Consider the following 18,535-nt stretch of genomic DNA (forward strand, 5'->3'; position numbering starts at 1 on the left):
CACTTACGTATTCGGCGGGATTCGTTGATCTGCTCCCATGCCCACCGCATTGAAGTCGGTCGGGGCGAGGCCTGAGTCGACGACGTCGGCGGCTTCCCAGCAGAAGTCGTCGTCGCCGAGGCCGCCGAAGAGATCGTCGTTGGCGCCGTCGTGGGTGATCGGCGCCAGGCCGGTGCTGTTGCTGCCCGTGCTGCCCCACAGGGCCAGCAGTGTGAGCAACGCATCGTCGTTGTCGCTGCCGTTGGTGTAGGTCGCGGGGCTGAATGTCGTCGTGTTCGCGACGCTCGTCCAAGTGCTGGACTCGTTCAGCACGCTGCCGCTGATCAGCAGGTCGTTGCCCACGCCGCCATCGAGCAGATCGGCTCCCGTGCCGCCAAAGATCACATCGTTGCCGGCTTCGCCGTAGAGTCTGTCGTTGCCAGTGCCGCCGCTGAGCAAGTCGTTGCCGCCAGCGCCGCTCAGCGTGTCATTGCCATCGCCGCCGTACAGACGATCGTCGCCGTCGCTACCGTCGAGAATGTCATTTCCCGCGCCGCCGTTGGCGTAATCATTGCCGCCGCCAGCCGAGATCTGGTCGTTGCCGCCGCCGCCATAGAAGACATCGTTGCCACCGAGACCGCTGAGAATGTCGTCGCCGCCGGTCGCGCTATTTTGCGGCGTGGGATCGCCGCTGGTCGGGCTGTTGTCGCCCCAGATCACGTTGTCGCCGCCGCTGCCGTTGATGCGGTCGTTGCCGTCGCCGCCCACCAGCCAGTCGTTGTTCATCGCGCCGCTGAGCACATCATCGCCACCCTCGCCGTAGAACTCGGCGGGGATCGTGAGATTGCTTTGCGTGATATTATCATTCTGCGCGCCACCATAAATAATAGTCTTATTACTGGCGCTATAATTGCCGCTTCCCGCCGTGATCCGCAACCGAACCTGGTTCGGATTGAGAGTCGTGGAGTTCTTCGTCAACTGCACGATGTCGGAACCGGGAGTTGTGCGGGCAAACAGGTCACCCATCTGCACGTTGGTCAGCTTCCCTTGGTCGACGACATTGATATCTTCAATCTGCGTCCATGTCAAAGGTTGAATGCCAGTCGCTACTACGGTTCCAGGTGAGAAGGTTGAGACAATCACCGAGTTGGAATTCGGCAGCGCGCTGATATCAATATTATTACGATCGCCCGTCTCATCGCCGAGCGGCGCGGCGAGTCCTGTCGGCTGACCACCGTCGATGGCAATCGCTGTGCTGGTGCTCGGACGAATCGAACGCACGGTGCTCGCCACGGCGAGGCCGACGTTCGTCGCGCCAGTGCCGCTGATGCCCGGCGGTTGTTCGCCGAAGGTATCGTTGCCGTCGCCGACGTGCGGATTTCCCGGCGAATCGCCGTACAAATTGATGTTCGTCACGCCGCTGGCCGTCGCATTCGGCGTGAACAGTCCGGTTCCGCCGAGCTGATCCGAAGTGAACAGCAGGAACTGATCGCTGCCGGTCCAGCCGCTGAGATTGACGGTATTGAGATCGTGCGCCGGCATCGTGTTCACAAACCGGCCGTCGATTGAATCATTAAAGGTCGTGCCGGTGTAATCCAACACATCGATGTTACGGAAGACGACGTCACTACTAACCGTGCTGGTAATGCCATCGATGAAATAGTCGGCCGAGACGCCCGCATTCACGGCACCGATCACTACCGTATCACCATTGAGAGTATCGCCCGTATCAATGATCGTCAGTGTATCGGTGTTTCCTAGCAGATTACCATCGCTGCCATCAACAACGACCGGCGCTTGAATATTATCAACGGTGTTCGTGCCATCATACAATTGAAACGAATCGCTGCCGGCATTGCCTTGTAAGAGTGCGCTCACGCCGGTGGGCAACGAGCGCAGACGAATGGTATCGGCCGAGCTGTCGCCGCCAGGAAGTGTTAGTAGATCATTGGTATTGCCGGCCACCACTTGCAGGTTGGTCAGCGTGGCATTGTCGACGCTCACGACATCGATCAGTTCCGCCCCACCGCCGCCGACAACTACTGCGCTGGCAAAACCGCCGAAGGTCGTGGTCGCCACGCCGCCGTCGGCGACAAGTTGCGTCGTCGGGCCGATGTCGGTCAGCGTGAGGTTGCTCGTCGCGGCCGTGCCGGTCGCGTCGACGAGCAGCGTGCCGCCAGCACCGTTGAGATTGAGCGGCTCGATGTTCGCGACCGAAATCAACAACGTCGGTGCACCGATCGTGGGAAAAGTTCCCGGCGCGGCGAGCACATTGCCGCTGTTGCCGGCATCGCTCGCATCGCTGAAGTAACCCGTGTTCTGCGCGGTGAGATAGTTGATGGTGAGCGAATCGGTGCCGCCCACGCCACCATCGAAGTGAATCGAGACATCGTTGGCATCCCAAGGCGTTTGCGCACCGCGGAGCGTTTCGAGCGCGAGATCGGCACTGCTATTCAGATGCGAACCCGCGCTCACGCCACCGCCGATGCCGCTGTTGTTGACTGCAGGTGCGCCACTGTTGAACCGCGGCAAGCCACCAGCCGTTTCGGTGATCGTCAGAGCATCGTTGTCGGTCGAACCGATGATCGTCAACGACTCGATGTTGGCGTCAGCACCGCTGAAAACCGGCAAGCTGTTGACGAGCAACTGCAGTGTGTCGCCGGCGTTGTTGAGCCGAGCATCGATCGTATCGGCGACGCCGTTTTGATAGCCCGAGAACTTCATATCGAGCACTAGATGAAACGCCGAGCCCGGCGGATCGCTGCTGACATCTTCGATATCGTTGTAGGTGAGCGACGCGGCTTGCGTGCCGAAGCTGAACGAGCCGTTGCGATCGCCCGGGCCGAGCGTGAGCGTCGGCACGCCGAGGCCGGCCGTATCGACAATCAATTGATCGCCGGCAGGGAACACACCACTCGTCGGCGCGAAACCAAAGATCCGAATCGGCGTGAGCACATCACCGACATCTTGATCGGGCCGCACGTTGAACGAGTTGCCGGGCGAACCCGCACCGACATCGGCCGAGCCGTTGAACACCGCCAGCGGCGCATCGACATCGGCATCCCACACCAGCGAACCACCAACACCCGGATCCGCATCGCCCGCATCAATATTGATCGTCACGGTCCCCGCGGCCACTAGCACCGCCGTCGCCGGCACCGTCGCATTATCACCGGCCGACAACGTGATCACGCCGCCTGCATTCAGCGTCACCCCCGCGCTCACCGCGATGTTCTGCCCCGTGGTCGCCGCATCGGTCGCCGTCAGCAACACATCGCTGCCCACGCCACTCGCCGTCGCATTCTCCGTCACGCTGATGCCACCGGCAGTCGTGATCACCAGGTCATTGCCGCCCGACAAACCCACGACCGCCGACAACCCTCCAATCGTGAGATTGCCGGTGTTATTCACAAACACGCCGCCGGTCCCGCCCACCGCTTCAAGCACCGAAATCGTCGCTTCGAGCGGATCAGCACTCGTCCCCGCGCCCGTCGCCGACGACAGCACGATGCCCGTGCCGGTGATATTCATCGCCGCCGCATTGTTATCGCTAATCGCGCCAGCGACTGCATTAATCCGGCCATTCGCCGTCGTCACATTGCCGACCAGGACATTACCGGTATTCACCGTCAACGCATTCCCACCTAGCGCGAGCGTACTCGTCGCCGCCCCCGTGAACGCCGACACCGTCTCATCACTGAGCAACTGCAACGTCGCCCCATTCGCCACACTCACCGCCCCAGCCCCATCGGCAATCGCATTCCCCCCCTGCACCTGCAACGTGCCAGCACTGACCGCCGTCGTGCCGGTGTACGTATTCACGCCCGAGAGGGTCATTGTGCCCGTGCCGGCCTTGATGAAGCTGCCGGTGAAACCCGCGCCTTGCGAGATGACGCCCGAGAACGTCGTCGACAAGTTATTCGAGCCTGCCGTGAACGGCGTGGCCGCGGTGGCTTCCAGAATGACGCTTCCTGCACCACTGAGCGAGCCAACGGATGGCGTGGTGTTGGCCGTGAACCGCGCGGTTCCACCGGCTGCGACATCCAAATCGGAATTGATCAGAGCGCCAGTTCCCGAAATGAAAGTTGCACCCGAAGCAACATTGGTCTTGCCGGTACCAGCACCCACCGTGTAACTCGCGACACCTCCGCCATGCTGCAGCGTTCCCGCCGAAACGGTGACGGTGGTTAGATTCAAACCAATCGTAGCGCCACCCGTAAAATTGAGCAGGCCCGGCCCGGCTTTCACGAGCGAGCCATTCGTCACATTCAAATTGTTGAGATCGAAGTCAACGCCAGCCAATGCGTTGTCAATCGTGAATGTGCGAGTCCCGCCGCCGAGATTCAAGTTGCCGGAAATGAGTCCGGCCGCTGTTGCCGAGGCCGACGTGTACGTGAGATTGCCATTCAGCGTGAGCACGCCAGTGCCAGTGGTGATCGAGGCTACGCTGGCAACTGCTGTGTTACGACCGAACGAAATACCAGCCGTGGTTTGATTGAAATTATTCAGATCCAGCGTGGTCGCGCTGTTATCGTTTTGGCCCATGATGATCTGGCCAGCAGCGGGCAACACATTGGCGGTTCCCATCCGCAGCGTTCCCACCGAAGTTTGCGTATTGACCCAGCTGTAGGTCTTGCCGGCGGTGCCGATGATCCACAGACCGCCATCGGTCTTGATCAGGCTGCCGCCCGTGAGATTGACGCTACCTTGCAAATGATTGGCGGTGCTGGTCGAGCCACCACGCAGCACGAACTGCGGCGAAGCCCCGGTGAGCGTGCCGGTGATATCGCTCGTGACCGTCAAAGAACCGGCGTTCGAAGTGAATTGCACGAAGGTTCCCGTGCTCGAAACGTCGATGGCGCCCGAGAGCGTATTGGCCTGCGCGCTGTTGAGCAGAGTCACGCGACCGGCAGCATTCGCATTCAAATTCAAAGCTTCGGGAACGTTGATCCCTGCGGCAGGATTCAGTTGCAAGGTCGTGCTGGTCGTACCGTCGGCACCCACGACAACGGTATTGTTTCCGGCCCCCGTCGCGCCCAACGCATTGGCACTGGTCAACACAGTCGTGCCGCGATTGAGCGTCGTCACACCGGTGTAGGTGTTGTTGCCACCCAGTGTCAGCGTGCCGGTGTTGTTTTTGGTCAAACCGCCGCTACCAGTGATCACGCCGGCCAGGGTCACCGATTGGCCGTTGGTATCGATGACTGCCGTCGCCGTGATGTTCACGCCGCGCGTGGCGGGTGAGGCGATGGTAGACGCGGCCACCAAGGTGCCGCCGCCAAACACCAGCGTATTTGTCGCCGAACCATCACCGATGGCCGAACTGCTGTTGGCATTCAAAGTACCGGCAGTAATCGTCGTCGGACCGGAATACGTATTCAACTGCGACAACGTCAGCGTGCCAGTTCCCAGTTTCGTCACGCCGCCGGCGCCGGCGATCACGCCGGTCTGCGTAACGGGGTCGTCGCTGTTGATCGTCAGATTCGAAGTCACCGTCGCGCCGGTCAACACCAGGCCGGTATTGTCATCGCGCAGGCTCACGCTACCGCCAGCGGCGACATTAACCGTGTTGAAGTTGTTGGCGGCGTTGGTCAGCGCAAACGTGCCCGTGCCGTTGAGCGTGGTCAGGTTGGTGACGGTCACGCCTTGCGTTTGAGCGACGTTTTCGGTCGTCAGCGACAGGTTATTCGTGATCGCAAGTCCCGCAGCGTTGAGATTCACCGTGTCGGTGCCAGCTCCGCCGTCGATCACCAGGCTGGTATTGGCATTGAGGACCAGTGAATTAACGGTCAACGTTTGATCGTTGTTCCCCATGTTGATCGTCAGCGAACCGCCGGCCGTTGGCACGGCGAAGTCGGTCAGTTCAAACGTAGGAACTGTACTCTGCAGCCGGGCCATGCCAGCGCCGAGATCGCTCAGCGCGATGGTGCTATCGGCCGTGCCGGGCAAATTGAAAGTAACGTTCGCCGCAGTGCCGCTGTTGCTGATCGGCTCGAGACCCGTGTAATTGATCGTGCCAAAGTTTTGCATCACCACGCTGCCGTCGGAGGCATTGGTGTAGTTGTAAGTCACATTGCCTTGATTGCCGCCGACGATCGCCAGCTTGTCGCCCGGGCCCGTCGTGGGACCACCGCCGTTGAAGGTCAAGCCGCCCGTCGGGATCGGATTGCCGCCGGTCAGATCGACCGTCAGCGTGTCATTGCCAGCCGAGCCGTTAATGACCAGCGGAGATGTGGAAGAGACCGTCACCGGCAGGCCGCCGTTGACTGTGTATTGGCTGATGCCGTTGACCAGCTTCAAGACAATGTTGTCCGACCCGGAAGTTCCCGCAGTGCGGGGCCGAACCAGAACGTAGAGGTTCTTCGTGGCGTAGGTGTTCGAGTTTGTGCTGAAGGTCCAGTCTGGCTGGTAATTCGCGCGTGCCGTATTCGGATCCACTCCAATGCCTAGCGCTTCAGCGCCAGCACCGTTCCAGCCGTTGTAGCCAAACAGAGTTTTGCCTACCGCAGCAGCAGCCGACGAATTGTGGATCTGCATCGAACCATGCGAGCCGCCGGCTGAGCGACTATCGCCAAAATCGAGGGTGGATCCACTGGCTCCAGGAATGTTGAGTGTATTGCCGGCCCCGTAGTCGTTCGGCCAGAATTCGACGTTCCCCATCACATTCGTCGCAGGCAGGCCGCTGACGTTGGAGAAGACATTCATGCCGGTCACGTATTGCTGAAAGACTGCAGTCGAGGCCGCGTTGGGAATGCCGAGGAGCGACGGATTGGTGGAATAGCCATCGGCGTTGAAGGAAGCCGAAACCCACTGCGTGGGACTCGGACCAGCGCCGTCGGTATCGAGTTCCAAGTAGTAGGCGATGCGATCAAACGAATTGGCCGGAATCAGCGCGGCATTGTTGACGTCGTAGGCCACCGCGCCGCTGCTGTAGTTGGCGTCGTTCGGCAGCGCCTTTTGATACAGCAGTTGATAGTCGGCCAGTTCTGGGGCATTGGACGAGAGTGCAGCCGGTGCGGCGGTTGCGGTCGGTGTAGGAATGGGAGTGTTGCTGGTTTGGCGCACCAGAACCGCGATGTTCTTGATCTGGTAGGTGCCGACGTTGGCTGCAAAGGTCCAGTCAGAGCCGTGCGCCGGATTCGGGTCGTTGCCGATGCCAAGCGCTGCGGCGTTCAGCGTGCTGTCGTTCCAGTTGTTGAACGCAAACAGCGTTTGCCCGGTTATTCCCGGACCAGCGCCATCGGTGTCGTAGTTGTGAATCTGCATCGAGCCGTGGCCGCCCGCACTGATGGTATCGCCGAAGTCATAGGTCGACCCGTTGGCATTCGGCACGCCGACACCGTTCGCCGTGTTGTAGTTCGAGGGCCAAAACTCGATGTTGCCGGTGGTGATGCCCGTTCCGGTGACGATGCCTGCCTTATTCGAAAAGACATTCATGCTGGTCAGGTTCTGTTGAAACACAGCACCTGATGACAAATTAGGAACACCGATCTTGGCAAGATTGTTCGTCAGCGCATTGGCCGACACATAGACCCACTCGGTTGGCGCAGGACCGGCGCCGTCGGTGTCTAGTTCCAGATAGTAAGCAACTCGATCGAACGGATTAGCGATTGCCCCGGAGTTGTTGACGGAGTAAGGAACATTACCGGCAGAGAAGTTGTTCGTCCCCGTGATGTTCAGCTCGTACACCAGCGAATAATTGGCCGCTTCGGGCACGTTGGCGAAGACGCCCGTCGCCATCATGCTGCGGTCTTCGAGCGCCTCCAGAAACGCTTGCCGCCGTCCATTTTTTGCGGTGTCGCGAGCAGGCCGGGCCTTGCCGCTGGCGAAAGGCGCACGAACACGAGACCACCACGACCGGCGGATGCGGTTTGACATGGGAGAGGTTTTAGCTGGGGAGGTAGTTACAAATCAGGCGTCGCGCAGGATGTGACAAAACCCGGCAGGGTGCGCAAGATATGCCCGTGGATCTGAGTATATCGAGGGAATCGCAAATATCCACTTTCTCACATGGGTATTGAAAGATTAAACCCCAGAAGTCAACTGCGGATTGCCGCAGCCGAGCGACAGATCGTTACTTTTTGTTGTTTTCACGCTTACGACCGGCCACTTCCGCAGAATCCGATTCAGCGCGTTACGGTGACCGCCCGGGGCAGCACTGCGACAGGCTGTCACTTTTCTCCGCCGTCATCGCTCAACAGAGGAGGCATTCAGCGTGCTCAACGCCGGATGCTTCTTATCAGTCAGCTTTTCAACCCCGCATTCGCGGGCCTCTCCAGGAGCACTGCGCACTTGCAGTGACACGATCATGGCCGTTTTTGAAAAATCCAAGGGGCAAGACCTCACCGGTTGGGACAAAATCACGCACACGCAAACCATCAAGGAAGGCAAAGACACGCGCATGACGCTGGCCGGTTACGACATGACCGGCTTCTATGTCATCTCGACCGATACCTCGGTTTGCACGATTCACGAAACGACCTCCCCCACCGTTAAACAGCCCGTCGCCGAGCGGCAGTTTGTGGTCACCGGCGTGCGCGATGGGTCGTGCGAGATCCAGGCGTTGTATTCCGAAAAGAACCGGACGGTCCTGGCGTCGTTCAAGGTGATCGTCACCAACGTAAAGATGGCTGCGAAGCTCGTCTTCTTTCCCGGCGAACGAACCGTCGGTGAATGCACGATGGGAACCATCTTCGTCGTCGGGGGCAACGGCGAACACTACGACGCAGCCGGTGGCGCGCCGGCCGCATACAAGGGCGAAGGTGGCCACACCTCGGATCCCACGCCGCCGGGAGTGTATGTTCTCGGTCCGCAGCACAAAGCGACGACCGGCACTTGGCCGAACTCGGCGATTCCGTGGGGCGCGCAACTCCGTCTCGGCAAAGAGCCCGGCCGTGTCGAATATCTGCAGGGTGGCAACAGCTGGGCCGCGGCCAATGGCCCGACCGGGATCATCGTGAAATACATGAAGCAATTTGCCGCTCGCGACGGCAAGACGCGCACGACGGAAGAATGCGACAATGAACTCGCCGGCCTCTTCTTCACCGACCGCGAACGCAAGGTGCTCCGTACCACGTCGTGGGACCAGAACGACTTCGGCCAATGGTCGTGGAACCTCACCCTCAACGGCAAGATCACGCCCTTCTACATTCACACCACGCCGCTGAACGAATTGCAAACCGTGAAAGGCTGGACCGTGAAACTCGACAACTCACACGGCTGCGTGCACCTCGCGCCAAAGACACGCGACAAAATGATGGCCGATGGCTATCTGAAGAAAGGCGTGATCTTCGAAGTGCGGAAATACAGCGACGTCGCGCCGCGTAATTGATCCGCCTCCTGGGAGAATTCACTTCGCCACCGTAGCAGCCTTGAATTCGCGCGGTGGAATATATAACAGGTTATTAGATTTTACGTATTTCGGGCAACATCTTGTCCGTAAACGCCTTGCGGCGAAATCGTGCGGTTATATCGAGCCCGGGCTATAACCTTTTTATAACCATCGCCGATCCTTCGCACACAAACCGATCGCTTCCGTGGTAATGCTCCGTTCGACATCGATTGGCTGCCCTCCGCGCGCACCGGTAGCGCAGCGACGACTGCCGCTTTCAAAAACATCAACCGAATTGAGAAAGATCACTCGCCAATTAAATGCGAATGTAGTGACAACTTTGGTCAGCGATTTCCATTCGGCAGTCGGCCAAATCTGGCACTCAGCCAAGGTGCGTAGCTGGCGAACGAACACCTCTTAATCGACCCCAGGGAGGGCGAGGCTCCCGCCGAGCCGCGCCGGTCGAAAGCAATCGGCACCTGCCATTGCCGGTCACCTTCGGCGGCTCGGCAGGAGCCTCGCCCTCCCGAACGTCGTCTTGCAGTTTTTTCGAACAGAGTTCGAACAGAGGATGTTGTGACTGTCATTGCTTGCCGCGAGTGTCATCAGCCCGTCTCGACCGAGGCGCCGGCGTGTCCGCATTGTGGCTGTCCGACCGATCCCAAGCCGGTTCACAAGTCGAGCCGAGGACCGCAGAGCTCGCTCGGCAAGGATCCGCGCTGTTACCTCTGCGGCGGTTCGGCGAATCGCGCCTGTTCGCGATGCGGACAATTCTGCTGTGGCGCTCACATCGGCGCGCCGAGCAATTATTCTTCCGCACTCTGCACTGGCTGCGATCGCACTCGTCAGAAATTCCTGTTTTGGACACTGGCTTTCGTGGCGGTGATCATTGGCAGCTTCTGCGCTTTGAAAGCCTACGAATCATTCAATCCCGTAGCGAAGTTGAAGGCGTCCGATGTATTGCCGATCAGGCGGGAGATTGAGAAACAGCAGCGGGAGATGTGGGAGAATAAACGTCGACCGTAAGCTTTCCCCGGGACTCGCCAGTTTTGTTATCCTGGGCGGTTTCCACCCACTGAAACTGCCGCTCGAATCGAGGAACTGCAATGCTCGCTCACATGGTTTACTTCACGCTCAAGGACAGCTCCGATGCCGCCATCGATCACATGGTGGGGGCCTGCCAGAAATACCTCAGCGGCCATCCGGGAACGAAGTTTTTTGCGGCCGGCAAACTCGTGCCCGATCTCACTCGCCCCGTGAATCAGATCGACTTCCACGTCGCGCTGCATGTGGTCTTCGATACTCGCCAAGCCCACGACGATTACCAGACGCACCCACGGCACATCCAATTCATCGAAGAAAACAAAGCTAGCTGGGACCGCGTGCGGGTCTTCGATTCGTACGTCGACTAGGGAATACACGACCTTCGTGAGAACGAAACTACCCGCCAAGTTCATTGCGGGTTGCCGCAAAGCGGTTGCGGAGCATTTCATCGCAACCGCTTGTCGAGATTGTGGATAGTGGCGAATTAGACCACGTGCCATTCTGCCGCACCCACCCAATTGGGCGGTCTCGCAGGAGTAGATGTTGCTGACGGCGGTTTAGCCACTAGGTAAGATGGCTCCTTCGGCTGAGCTCGTCCTTCCAGATAGGGCGAGCTCGCCAACATGCTCAGGACGCTGTGGGATGGATTGCCCAGCGGATGATGAGCGTGATTCAGCAACGTTGGCCGGATGGCCGAAGTGGCGACGCCAGTTACTGCGAGTTCGCAGGCCTGCTAGCAGCCACGTGGCAATCCGCAGTATATGTCCGCAAGCATCGCCATTGACTCTCTCCCAACGGTCCAGCCCATCGTGCTGCCGTCGTTGTTGCAGTGCGACTTCGCCAATCTCGAGCGCGAAGTGCGAACGCTGGAAGAAGCCGGTGTGCAGGCGCTGCATCTCGATGTGATGGACGGCTCTTTCGTTCCGAACTTGTCGTACGGCATGCCCATTGTGGCAGCCCTGCGAAAGGTCACACGCCTGCCGCTCGACGTTCATCTGATGATCGAACAGCCGCAGCGGTATTTGCGGCAATTCGCTGAAGCGGGTGCCGATCTCCTTACATTTCACATCGAAGCGGCTCCGGAAGCGGGTCCGCTGATCGATGAAATTCACTCGTTGGGTGTGAAAGCAGGGCTCGCCCTGAACCCAGCCACTCCCCTTGGCACGCTGGATGCATTTCTGGGGGATATCGATCTGGCGCTCGTCATGAGCGTGCCTGCCGGTTTCGGCGGGCAGAAGTTTCATGAGAACGCGTTAGAGAAACTGCAATCGCTTCGTAGTCGGGTTCGGCCCGAAGTGATTTTGGAGGTGGATGGCGGCGTGAATGCGTCGACCATCGCCCGTTGTGCACAGGCTGGCGCTCGCTGGTTTGTGGTGGGTTCGGCAATTTTCGGACAGCCCAGTTACGGCGATGCTGTTCGCAACCTGACCCACTTGGCAAGTCTTTAGGAGGCTCATACCGATCCTGTATGGTTCGAATCCTGTTGATCCGTTCCGCTGCGACCGACTTTGATGAACAAGGTCGCATCAAGGGAACTCTCGATCTTCCTCTCTCCGACGTGGGCACGGCTCAAGCCGCTCGTTTGATTAACGAAGTCCAAGCGGTTGAGTTCGATTACCTGTATTCGTCGACGTGTCGTTGTGCGGTCGAAACCGCCAACCAACTGGGCACTAGCCGCAAAATGAAGGTGCGGCAGCTTGCCGATTTTCAGAACGTCGATCATGGTCTGTGGCATGGCAAGCTCGTCGACGAGCTGAAGCAAACCCAGCCGCGGATTTATCGCCAGTTGCAAGAACACCCCGAAACCGTTTGCCCGCCCGAAGGCGAACCCCTGGGCATGGCCCAAGCGCGAGCCAAAGTTGCCGTCGATCGCCTGGTGCGAAAGCATCGCCGCGGCACCATCGCCCTCGTGTTGCCCGAACCGTTTTACAGCCTCGTCAAACAGATTCTGGCCCCGGCTGCCGAGCTCGGCGACCTGTGGAAGGCCGAGTGCCAATGCGGCGGTTGGCAGCTGATTGATCTCGAACAAGAAGAGTTACAACGCGTCGTGCTGGCACCGGCTGCTGCCATTTCGGCTGCTGTCAGTGGCGGAGCAGCCGTGATGACCGGCCTGCTGTTTGGCCGATATTGATTAACCTGCGCTTGATGTGCGACATTTCGGATAGAAACAAACTTTTTGCTTGCCATGCTGCCACGGCAAGCGCATAGTCGGCCTTGATCGGCGGACCTGATTTTGGAGCAACACATGGCTTCTTCCGCACCGACCTCCACCACTGCCCCGGCAGCCTCCTCTCCTGTCCCCTCGCAAACTTCCGAAAGCACCATGAAGCAGCGGACCAAGCGCGGCGTTCCCGAAGGTCTGTGGCAGCGCTGCCCAGGCTGCGGCGCGTCGATCTATAAGAAGGAAGCGGAGAAGAACCACAACGTCTGCCCGCAGTGCGAATACCACTTCTACGTTTCGGCGCCGGAGCGCGTCCAGCAGCTGTGCGACGAAGGGACGTTTGAAGAGTGGGACGCCCACTTGATGCCGACCGATCCGCTGCAATTCGCCGACTCGAAGCCGTACAAAGAACGCCTACTCGCCGAACAAAAACGAACCGGCATGACCGACGCTGCCGTAACCGGCGGCGGCATGATTCGCGCCCGCCGCGTAGCCGTGGGCGTGACCGACTCGGCGTTCATCATGGGAAGCATGGGTTCGGTCGTTGGCGAACGGCTGGCCCGTCTCGTCGAACGTGCGACCGCGGAAAAGTTGCCGCTAATCATCGTCAGTGGTTCCGGCGGTGGAGCTCGTATGCACGAAGGCATCCTGTCGCTCATGCAAATGGCGAAGGTCTCGGCAGCGCTCGCGCGCTACGATCGCGCCGGCGGTTTGTTCATCTCGGTCCTCACCAATCCCACGATGGGCGGTGTCGCCGCGAGCTTTGCTTCGCTCGGCGATCTTGTGTTCGCCGAACCGAAAGCCCTCATCGGTTTTGCTGGTCCGCGCACGATCAAAGCCACCATCCGCTTGGAACTGCCGAAGGGTTTTCAAACCAGCGAGTTCCTGCTGCAGCACGGCTTCGTCGATCGCATCGTGCCGCGCACTCGACTGAAGAGTGAAATCGCCCGCGCGATTGATTACTGCGGCAAGTAGACCGCGCTCGAAATCATCGTTCTTCAACACTCTGGCCTGACGCGAAGCGCGCACGTTCGCCTTCATTCTTACGCTTGCCAGAGTGTCGCTCGCTGCAAAATCGTAACGTCGCGCGAGTGCTTTGCCGGTTGCTCTTCTTGCCCGGCTCGCTATCCTGAAAGGTGTTGAAACAACTGTTGATCGCCTTCAGCCGTCTGTCGTTCTAAATCGACGTCGGCCGGAGCCCGCCTTTCCAACTCTCCGACTCGCTGGTGCATCATGAAACGTTCTGGCTTCGTTGGCCTTTTCGTCGGCTGGCTGTTGATTGCTTCACTCGCTGCAACTTTTGCTGCCGCTCAGGAAGCGAAGACTGACGCCACGGCGAAAGCCGATCCGCTCGACTGGCCGTATTGGCGTGGACCAGAGTGGAACAGCATTTCGCGCGAGACCGGTTTGCCAGACACGATCAATCCTGGCGGCGGCGCGGGAAGCAACCTGGCTTGGAAGCGCGAAGACCTCGGCGGTCGCAGTACGCCGGTCGTGCTGCGCGGCAAACTCTATTACCTCACGCGTCACAATCCAGGCACGAACAAAGAGTGCGAAAAGATCGTCTGCCTCGACGCAGCGACTGGCGAAACGAAGTGGGAGAGCATTCACAACGTGTGGTCGAGCGATGTGCCCGACACGCGCGTCGGCTGGTCGAATGTCGTCGGCGATCCAGAGACCGGTTTTGTCTATGCTCTCGGCGCCAACGGTTTGTTCAAGTGTCTCGATGGCGAGAACGGCAAAATTCAGTGGCAGATTCCGCTGCATGAACAGTACGGCGTGCTCACAACCTATGGTGGTCGCACCAACAGCCCGATCATTTGCGAAGACATGGTGATCTTCGGCAGCGTGATTATCGGTTGGGGTGAAATGGCTCAGCCGGCGCATCGCATTCTGGCCTTCGACAAACGCAACGGCCAGGTTCGCTGGTTCATCAGCACGCGGCTGCGGCCCGAAGACACGATCTATAACAACCCGACCATCGCCGTGATCAAGGGCCAGAAGCTGATGATCACCGGCGCTGGCGACGGCTGGGTGTATGGTATTCAGCCGCGCACCGGCAAAAAGGTGTGGGAATATCAGTTCTCGAAGCGCGGTTTGAATCTCGCTCCGACTGTCGACGGCGATGTCATTTACATGGCCCACAGCGAAGAGAATCCGCCGCCAGATGTGACCAAGGTCGGCGCGGTTGCAGCCCTCGATGGCACGCAAGAAGGCAACGTTTCGAAGACGGCTGAAATTTGGAAGACGCTCGAAATCGCCGACGGCAAGAGCTCGATCCTGAAAGTGAAAGACCGCCTTTACTGCCCCGATGACGGCGGCAAACTCTTCGTGCTCGATGCCAAAGATGGCGAAGAAGTTTGTAAGAAGATCGGCCTCGGCACGATCAACTTCGGCGCACCGGTATACGCCGATGGCAAGATCTTCTACAGCGAGAAAAATGGTCGCTGGTACATCCTCACGCCGGACGAAACCAAAGGCGCGACTGGCTGGGAACGAACTGGCAAAGGCAAGACGAACGGCACCTTCAATCAGGGTGACGAATGCTGGGCTTCGCCCGTCGTTTCGCACGGCCGTCTGTATATTTTGACGACTGGAGCGCTCTACTGCTTCGAAGACAAAGCGAAGAAGAAGGGTGCCGATCCGCAGCCGCCGCAACCGCAAGAGTCGCCGGTTTCGGAAGACCAAACTCCAGCGCAACTGCAAATCGTGCCGGCCGAGTTGTTGCTCAAGCCGGGCGAAAAGCAAACGTACACGGCCCGCCTTTACAACGCCCGTGGTCAGTTCCTGAAGACCACCGAAGCCAAATTCGCCGTTGATGCCAATGGTACGATCACCGAGGGTGGTGAGTTCACGGCAGCCACCGATGCCAAGCACGTCGCAGCCATCGTCACAGCGAGCGTCGGTGAGTTGAAAGCGCGGGCTCGCGTTCGCATCATTCCGCCGCTGCCATGGAAGTTCGACATGGAAGGGCTGACCGATGCTCCAATCACTTGGATCGGTGCTCGCTATCGTCATCAGCTCCGCAAGGGTCCCGATGGCAACAGCTTCCTCGCGAAGATCACGACTATTCCCAAGGGAACACGCAGCCGTGCATCGCTCGGTCCATCGGATCTGCACGACTACACCATCCAAGCCGATATGCTGCCGCACGAACTCGACAAGAAACAGCCTGACATGGGCCTCATCGCTCAAGGCTATACCTTCGAGATCTCGGGCGAGCGAAACCTGCTGCAGATCGGCAGTTGGATCTCACACGACAAGCGTTACTTCGCGACCAAGAAGTTTGAGTTGGAACCCGGCAACTGGTACACGCTCAAACTGCAAGCCGCGAATGTCGATGGCCAAGCCGTGGTAAAAGCGAAGGTTTGGAAGCGGGCTGATAAGGAGCCGACCGAATGGTCGCTCGAGTTGACCGATCCGCAACCGAACAAGGTCGGCGCCCCCGGCCTCTTCGGCAACGCCACGAATGCGGAAGTGTTCATCGACAATGTGACCGTGACACCGAATAATTAAGGTCATTCGCGATGGTGCTACTCAAGAGCAGCACTTGTTTCTGAGCTCACTAATTTGAATTTCAAACCCGCCCGCGGCGGCGCGCCGGGTAATGATGAAAAGTGCTTTGTAGGGAGAGCGCGATGCAACGAACCAATGCCATGGTGGCGATTTTCAGCAGCCTATTTCTGGGCGCGGTGGCGGCAACCTTCATTCCAGGCTGCCAGCCGAACAAGCCAGGCCCGGCGCTGACCACCGACTCCGGTAGCACCACCACCGAAGGCGATCGCAAGCCGGCTGAGAAACCCAAGCCGACCGAAAAACCGCTCGACCCGGTCGATATGCCGCCGCCGAAGCCGACTCTCGGCGAACCAATGCCGCCGCAAGAAGGGCTGAAGAAGGAAGAAGAAAAGAAGGCCGAAGAAAAGGCTGTTGAAGCAGTCAAGCCGGCCGAAGTCAAACCGGCCGAAGTGAAGCCCGCCGAAGAGGCTAAACCTGCTGAGGCTCCAAAGCCTGCTGAAGAAGCCAAGCCGGCGGAAACGCCGAAGCCGGATCAAGTCGTGGCGCTCGCTCCTAACCCGCCCGCCGGCGATCCTAAAGTTCTCACCGACAATCCCGTGATGAAAAAGGGAGACTGGGGTCAGTGGGGCGGCAACTCGATGCGCAACAACGTGCCGATCACCGATGTGGCGCCCATGGAGTTTGCTCCCGGCAAGTTCGATCGCAAGACCGGCGCTTGGGACAGCAAGAAGGCAAAGAACATCAAGTGGGTCGCCACGCTCGGTAGCCAGTCGTATGGCAACACCATCGTCGGTCACGGCAAAGTGGTGCTTGGGACGAACAACAGCAACGGTTATTTGAAGCGTTATCCCGCCGATGTCGATCTCGGCTGCTTGGTGGCCTTTGATGAAAAGACCGGCAAGTTTCTCTGGCAACACAGCAGCGAAAAGCTGCACACCGGCCGCGTTCACGATTGGCCGCTGATGGGTATTTGCTGCTCACCCATGATCGAAGGGAACCGCCTGTGGTTCGTAACGAGCCGCGGCGAAGTGAAGTGCCTCGATACCGAAGGGATGCTCGACGGTAAGGACGACGGCCCGGTCACTCGCGAACCGGCCCGTATTTTTGACGTCGTCCGCGCCGACGAAGCCGCCGATGACAAGCTCGGCGGCATCTTGAAAGAACTCGAAGGTGGCAAGCTCTCGGCCGACTTGCGAGCTCGCTTTGCGACGGCAGGTGCGGAACTCGACGCTGCCGATCCCGAGCTGAAGCTCGACGAAAAAGTGAAAGCTCCCGCCAAGAAGTGGAACTTCAAAGCCAAGTCGAACGGCATTGAACGAGAGTTCTACCTGATGCTCGCTGGTCCGCGCTTGAGCGCGTTCCGCATCACGACGGCTGACGACAAAGACGAAGCCGACGTGATCTGGTCTTACGACATGATGAAGAATCTCGGCACGAGCCAGCACAACATGTGCAGCTGCTCGGTCACGACTTGGGGCGATTTGCTCTTCGTGAACAGCAGCAACGGCGTGGATGAATCGCACCTCGTCGTGCCTGCTCCCGATGCCCCCAGCTTCATCTGCATGGACAAGAACACGGGCGAGGTTTATTGGACCGACAACAGCCCGCGCGATCTGATCCTGCACGGTCAATGGTCATCGCCCACGGTGGCAATTCTCGGCGGCGAAGCTCAAGTTCTGTTCGGCGGCGGCGACGCCTGGCTGTACAGCTTCAAAGCCAACAAGGGAAAAGACGGCAAGCCGGAGCTCCTCTGGAAGTTTGACTGCAATCCCAAGGACAGCATTCTGGAACTTGGTGGCCGCGGCACGCGAAACGACATCATTTGCACGCCGGTGGTTTACGACAACAAAGTCTATTTCGCCACCGGCCAGGATCCGGAGCACGGCGAAGGGTTGGGTATTTTCTGGTGCATCGATCCGCTGAAGCGCGGCGACATCAGCGAGAAAATCGTAAAGAATCGCGACCCCGCCAAGAACCCTGTCGCTCGCAAGCGGATCCAAGCCGCGGTGGAGGAAGAAGGGGATGTCATCGAAGATAACCCCAACAGCGGCGTGGTCTGGAAGTTCACCGAGTACGACTGGGACGGCAACGGTGAGATCGACGACTTCCTCGAGAAGTTTCACCGCGCGATCAGCACGCCAGTGATTAAAGATGGCTTGATCTTCATTCCTGATTTCAGCGGTTTGTTCCACTGCATCGATGCCAAGACCGGCAAGGTTTATTGGGCGTACGACATGCTCGCCGCGGCTTGGGGTTCTCCCATGATTGCTGGCGATAAGGTCTACGTCGGCGACGAGGACGGCGACATCACGGTCTTCGAAGTAAAGAAGGAACCACACGATCCAGTTGCCGAAATCAACATGCTAAACAGCGTCTACAGCACGCCGATCATTGCGAACGGCGTGATGTATATCGCCAACAAGGACCACGTCTTCGCGATCCAAGAACCAGTTGGCGGCGAAGAAAAGTAAGCGGTCCTATTCCCTTAGAACCAAGATAGTCTC

At 59.0% G+C, this 18,535-nt stretch carries 9 protein-coding genes; 8 read left to right on the plus strand and 1 reads right to left on the minus strand.

What is annotated here, in order from left to right; all coding sequences use genetic code 11:
* Positions 1–3: 3 nt before the first annotated feature.
* The gene (locus tag M9Q49_RS15055; RefSeq protein WP_254509590.1) at positions 4–7,857 is read right to left on the minus strand and encodes an autotransporter-associated beta strand repeat-containing protein; all 7,854 of its coding nucleotides are present in this window, start codon (positions 7,855–7,857) and stop codon (positions 4–6) included.
* 430 nt (positions 7,858–8,287) lie between these two features.
* Between M9Q49_RS15055 and M9Q49_RS15060 the strand changes: the two genes are divergently transcribed.
* The 8 genes from M9Q49_RS15060 to M9Q49_RS15095 all read left to right on the plus strand — a co-directional run bounded on the left by M9Q49_RS15060 (position 8,288) and on the right by M9Q49_RS15095 (position 18,502).
* A complete protein-coding gene (locus M9Q49_RS15060; RefSeq protein ID WP_254509591.1) occupies positions 8,288–9,310 on the plus strand; it encodes a L,D-transpeptidase family protein in 1,023 nt (340 codons plus the stop codon).
* A 576-nt stretch (positions 9,311–9,886) separates the two neighbouring features.
* Complete coding sequence (locus tag M9Q49_RS15065; RefSeq protein ID WP_254509593.1) at positions 9,887–10,336, plus strand: hypothetical protein; 450 nt, start codon at positions 9,887–9,889, stop codon at positions 10,334–10,336.
* Positions 10,337–10,416: 80 nt separating this feature from the next.
* Positions 10,417–10,722 carry a Dabb family protein gene (locus M9Q49_RS15070; protein WP_254509595.1) on the plus strand — a complete coding sequence of 102 codons (306 nt, stop codon included), beginning with the start codon at positions 10,417–10,419 and terminating at the stop codon, positions 10,720–10,722.
* Positions 10,723–11,115: 393 nt separating this feature from the next.
* Positions 11,116–11,802: a ribulose-phosphate 3-epimerase gene (gene rpe, locus M9Q49_RS15075; RefSeq protein ID WP_254509596.1), complete on the plus strand. Its 687-nt coding sequence runs from the start codon at positions 11,116–11,118 to the stop codon at positions 11,800–11,802.
* 20 nt (positions 11,803–11,822) lie between these two features.
* Positions 11,823–12,485 (plus strand): histidine phosphatase family protein, encoded by a 663-nt coding sequence (locus M9Q49_RS15080; protein ID WP_254509597.1) that lies wholly within the window; start codon positions 11,823–11,825, stop codon positions 12,483–12,485.
* A gap of 114 nt (positions 12,486–12,599) precedes the next feature.
* Positions 12,600–13,490 (plus strand): acetyl-CoA carboxylase, carboxyltransferase subunit beta, encoded by an 891-nt coding sequence (gene accD / locus M9Q49_RS15085; protein ID WP_261365060.1) that lies wholly within the window; start codon positions 12,600–12,602, stop codon positions 13,488–13,490.
* A 258-nt stretch (positions 13,491–13,748) separates the two neighbouring features.
* Entirely contained in the window at positions 13,749–16,031 is a 2,283-nt protein-coding gene (locus tag M9Q49_RS15090) for an outer membrane protein assembly factor BamB family protein (protein ID WP_254509599.1), read from the plus strand.
* 122 nt (positions 16,032–16,153) lie between these two features.
* Positions 16,154–18,502 (plus strand): outer membrane protein assembly factor BamB family protein, encoded by a 2,349-nt coding sequence (locus M9Q49_RS15095; RefSeq protein WP_254509601.1) that lies wholly within the window; start codon positions 16,154–16,156, stop codon positions 18,500–18,502.
* Positions 18,503–18,535 lie beyond the last annotated feature (33 nt).

The sequence above is a fragment of the Anatilimnocola floriformis genome (assembly GCF_024256385.1).
GTDB classification, from domain to species: Bacteria; Planctomycetota; Planctomycetia; order Pirellulales; family Pirellulaceae; genus Anatilimnocola; species Anatilimnocola floriformis.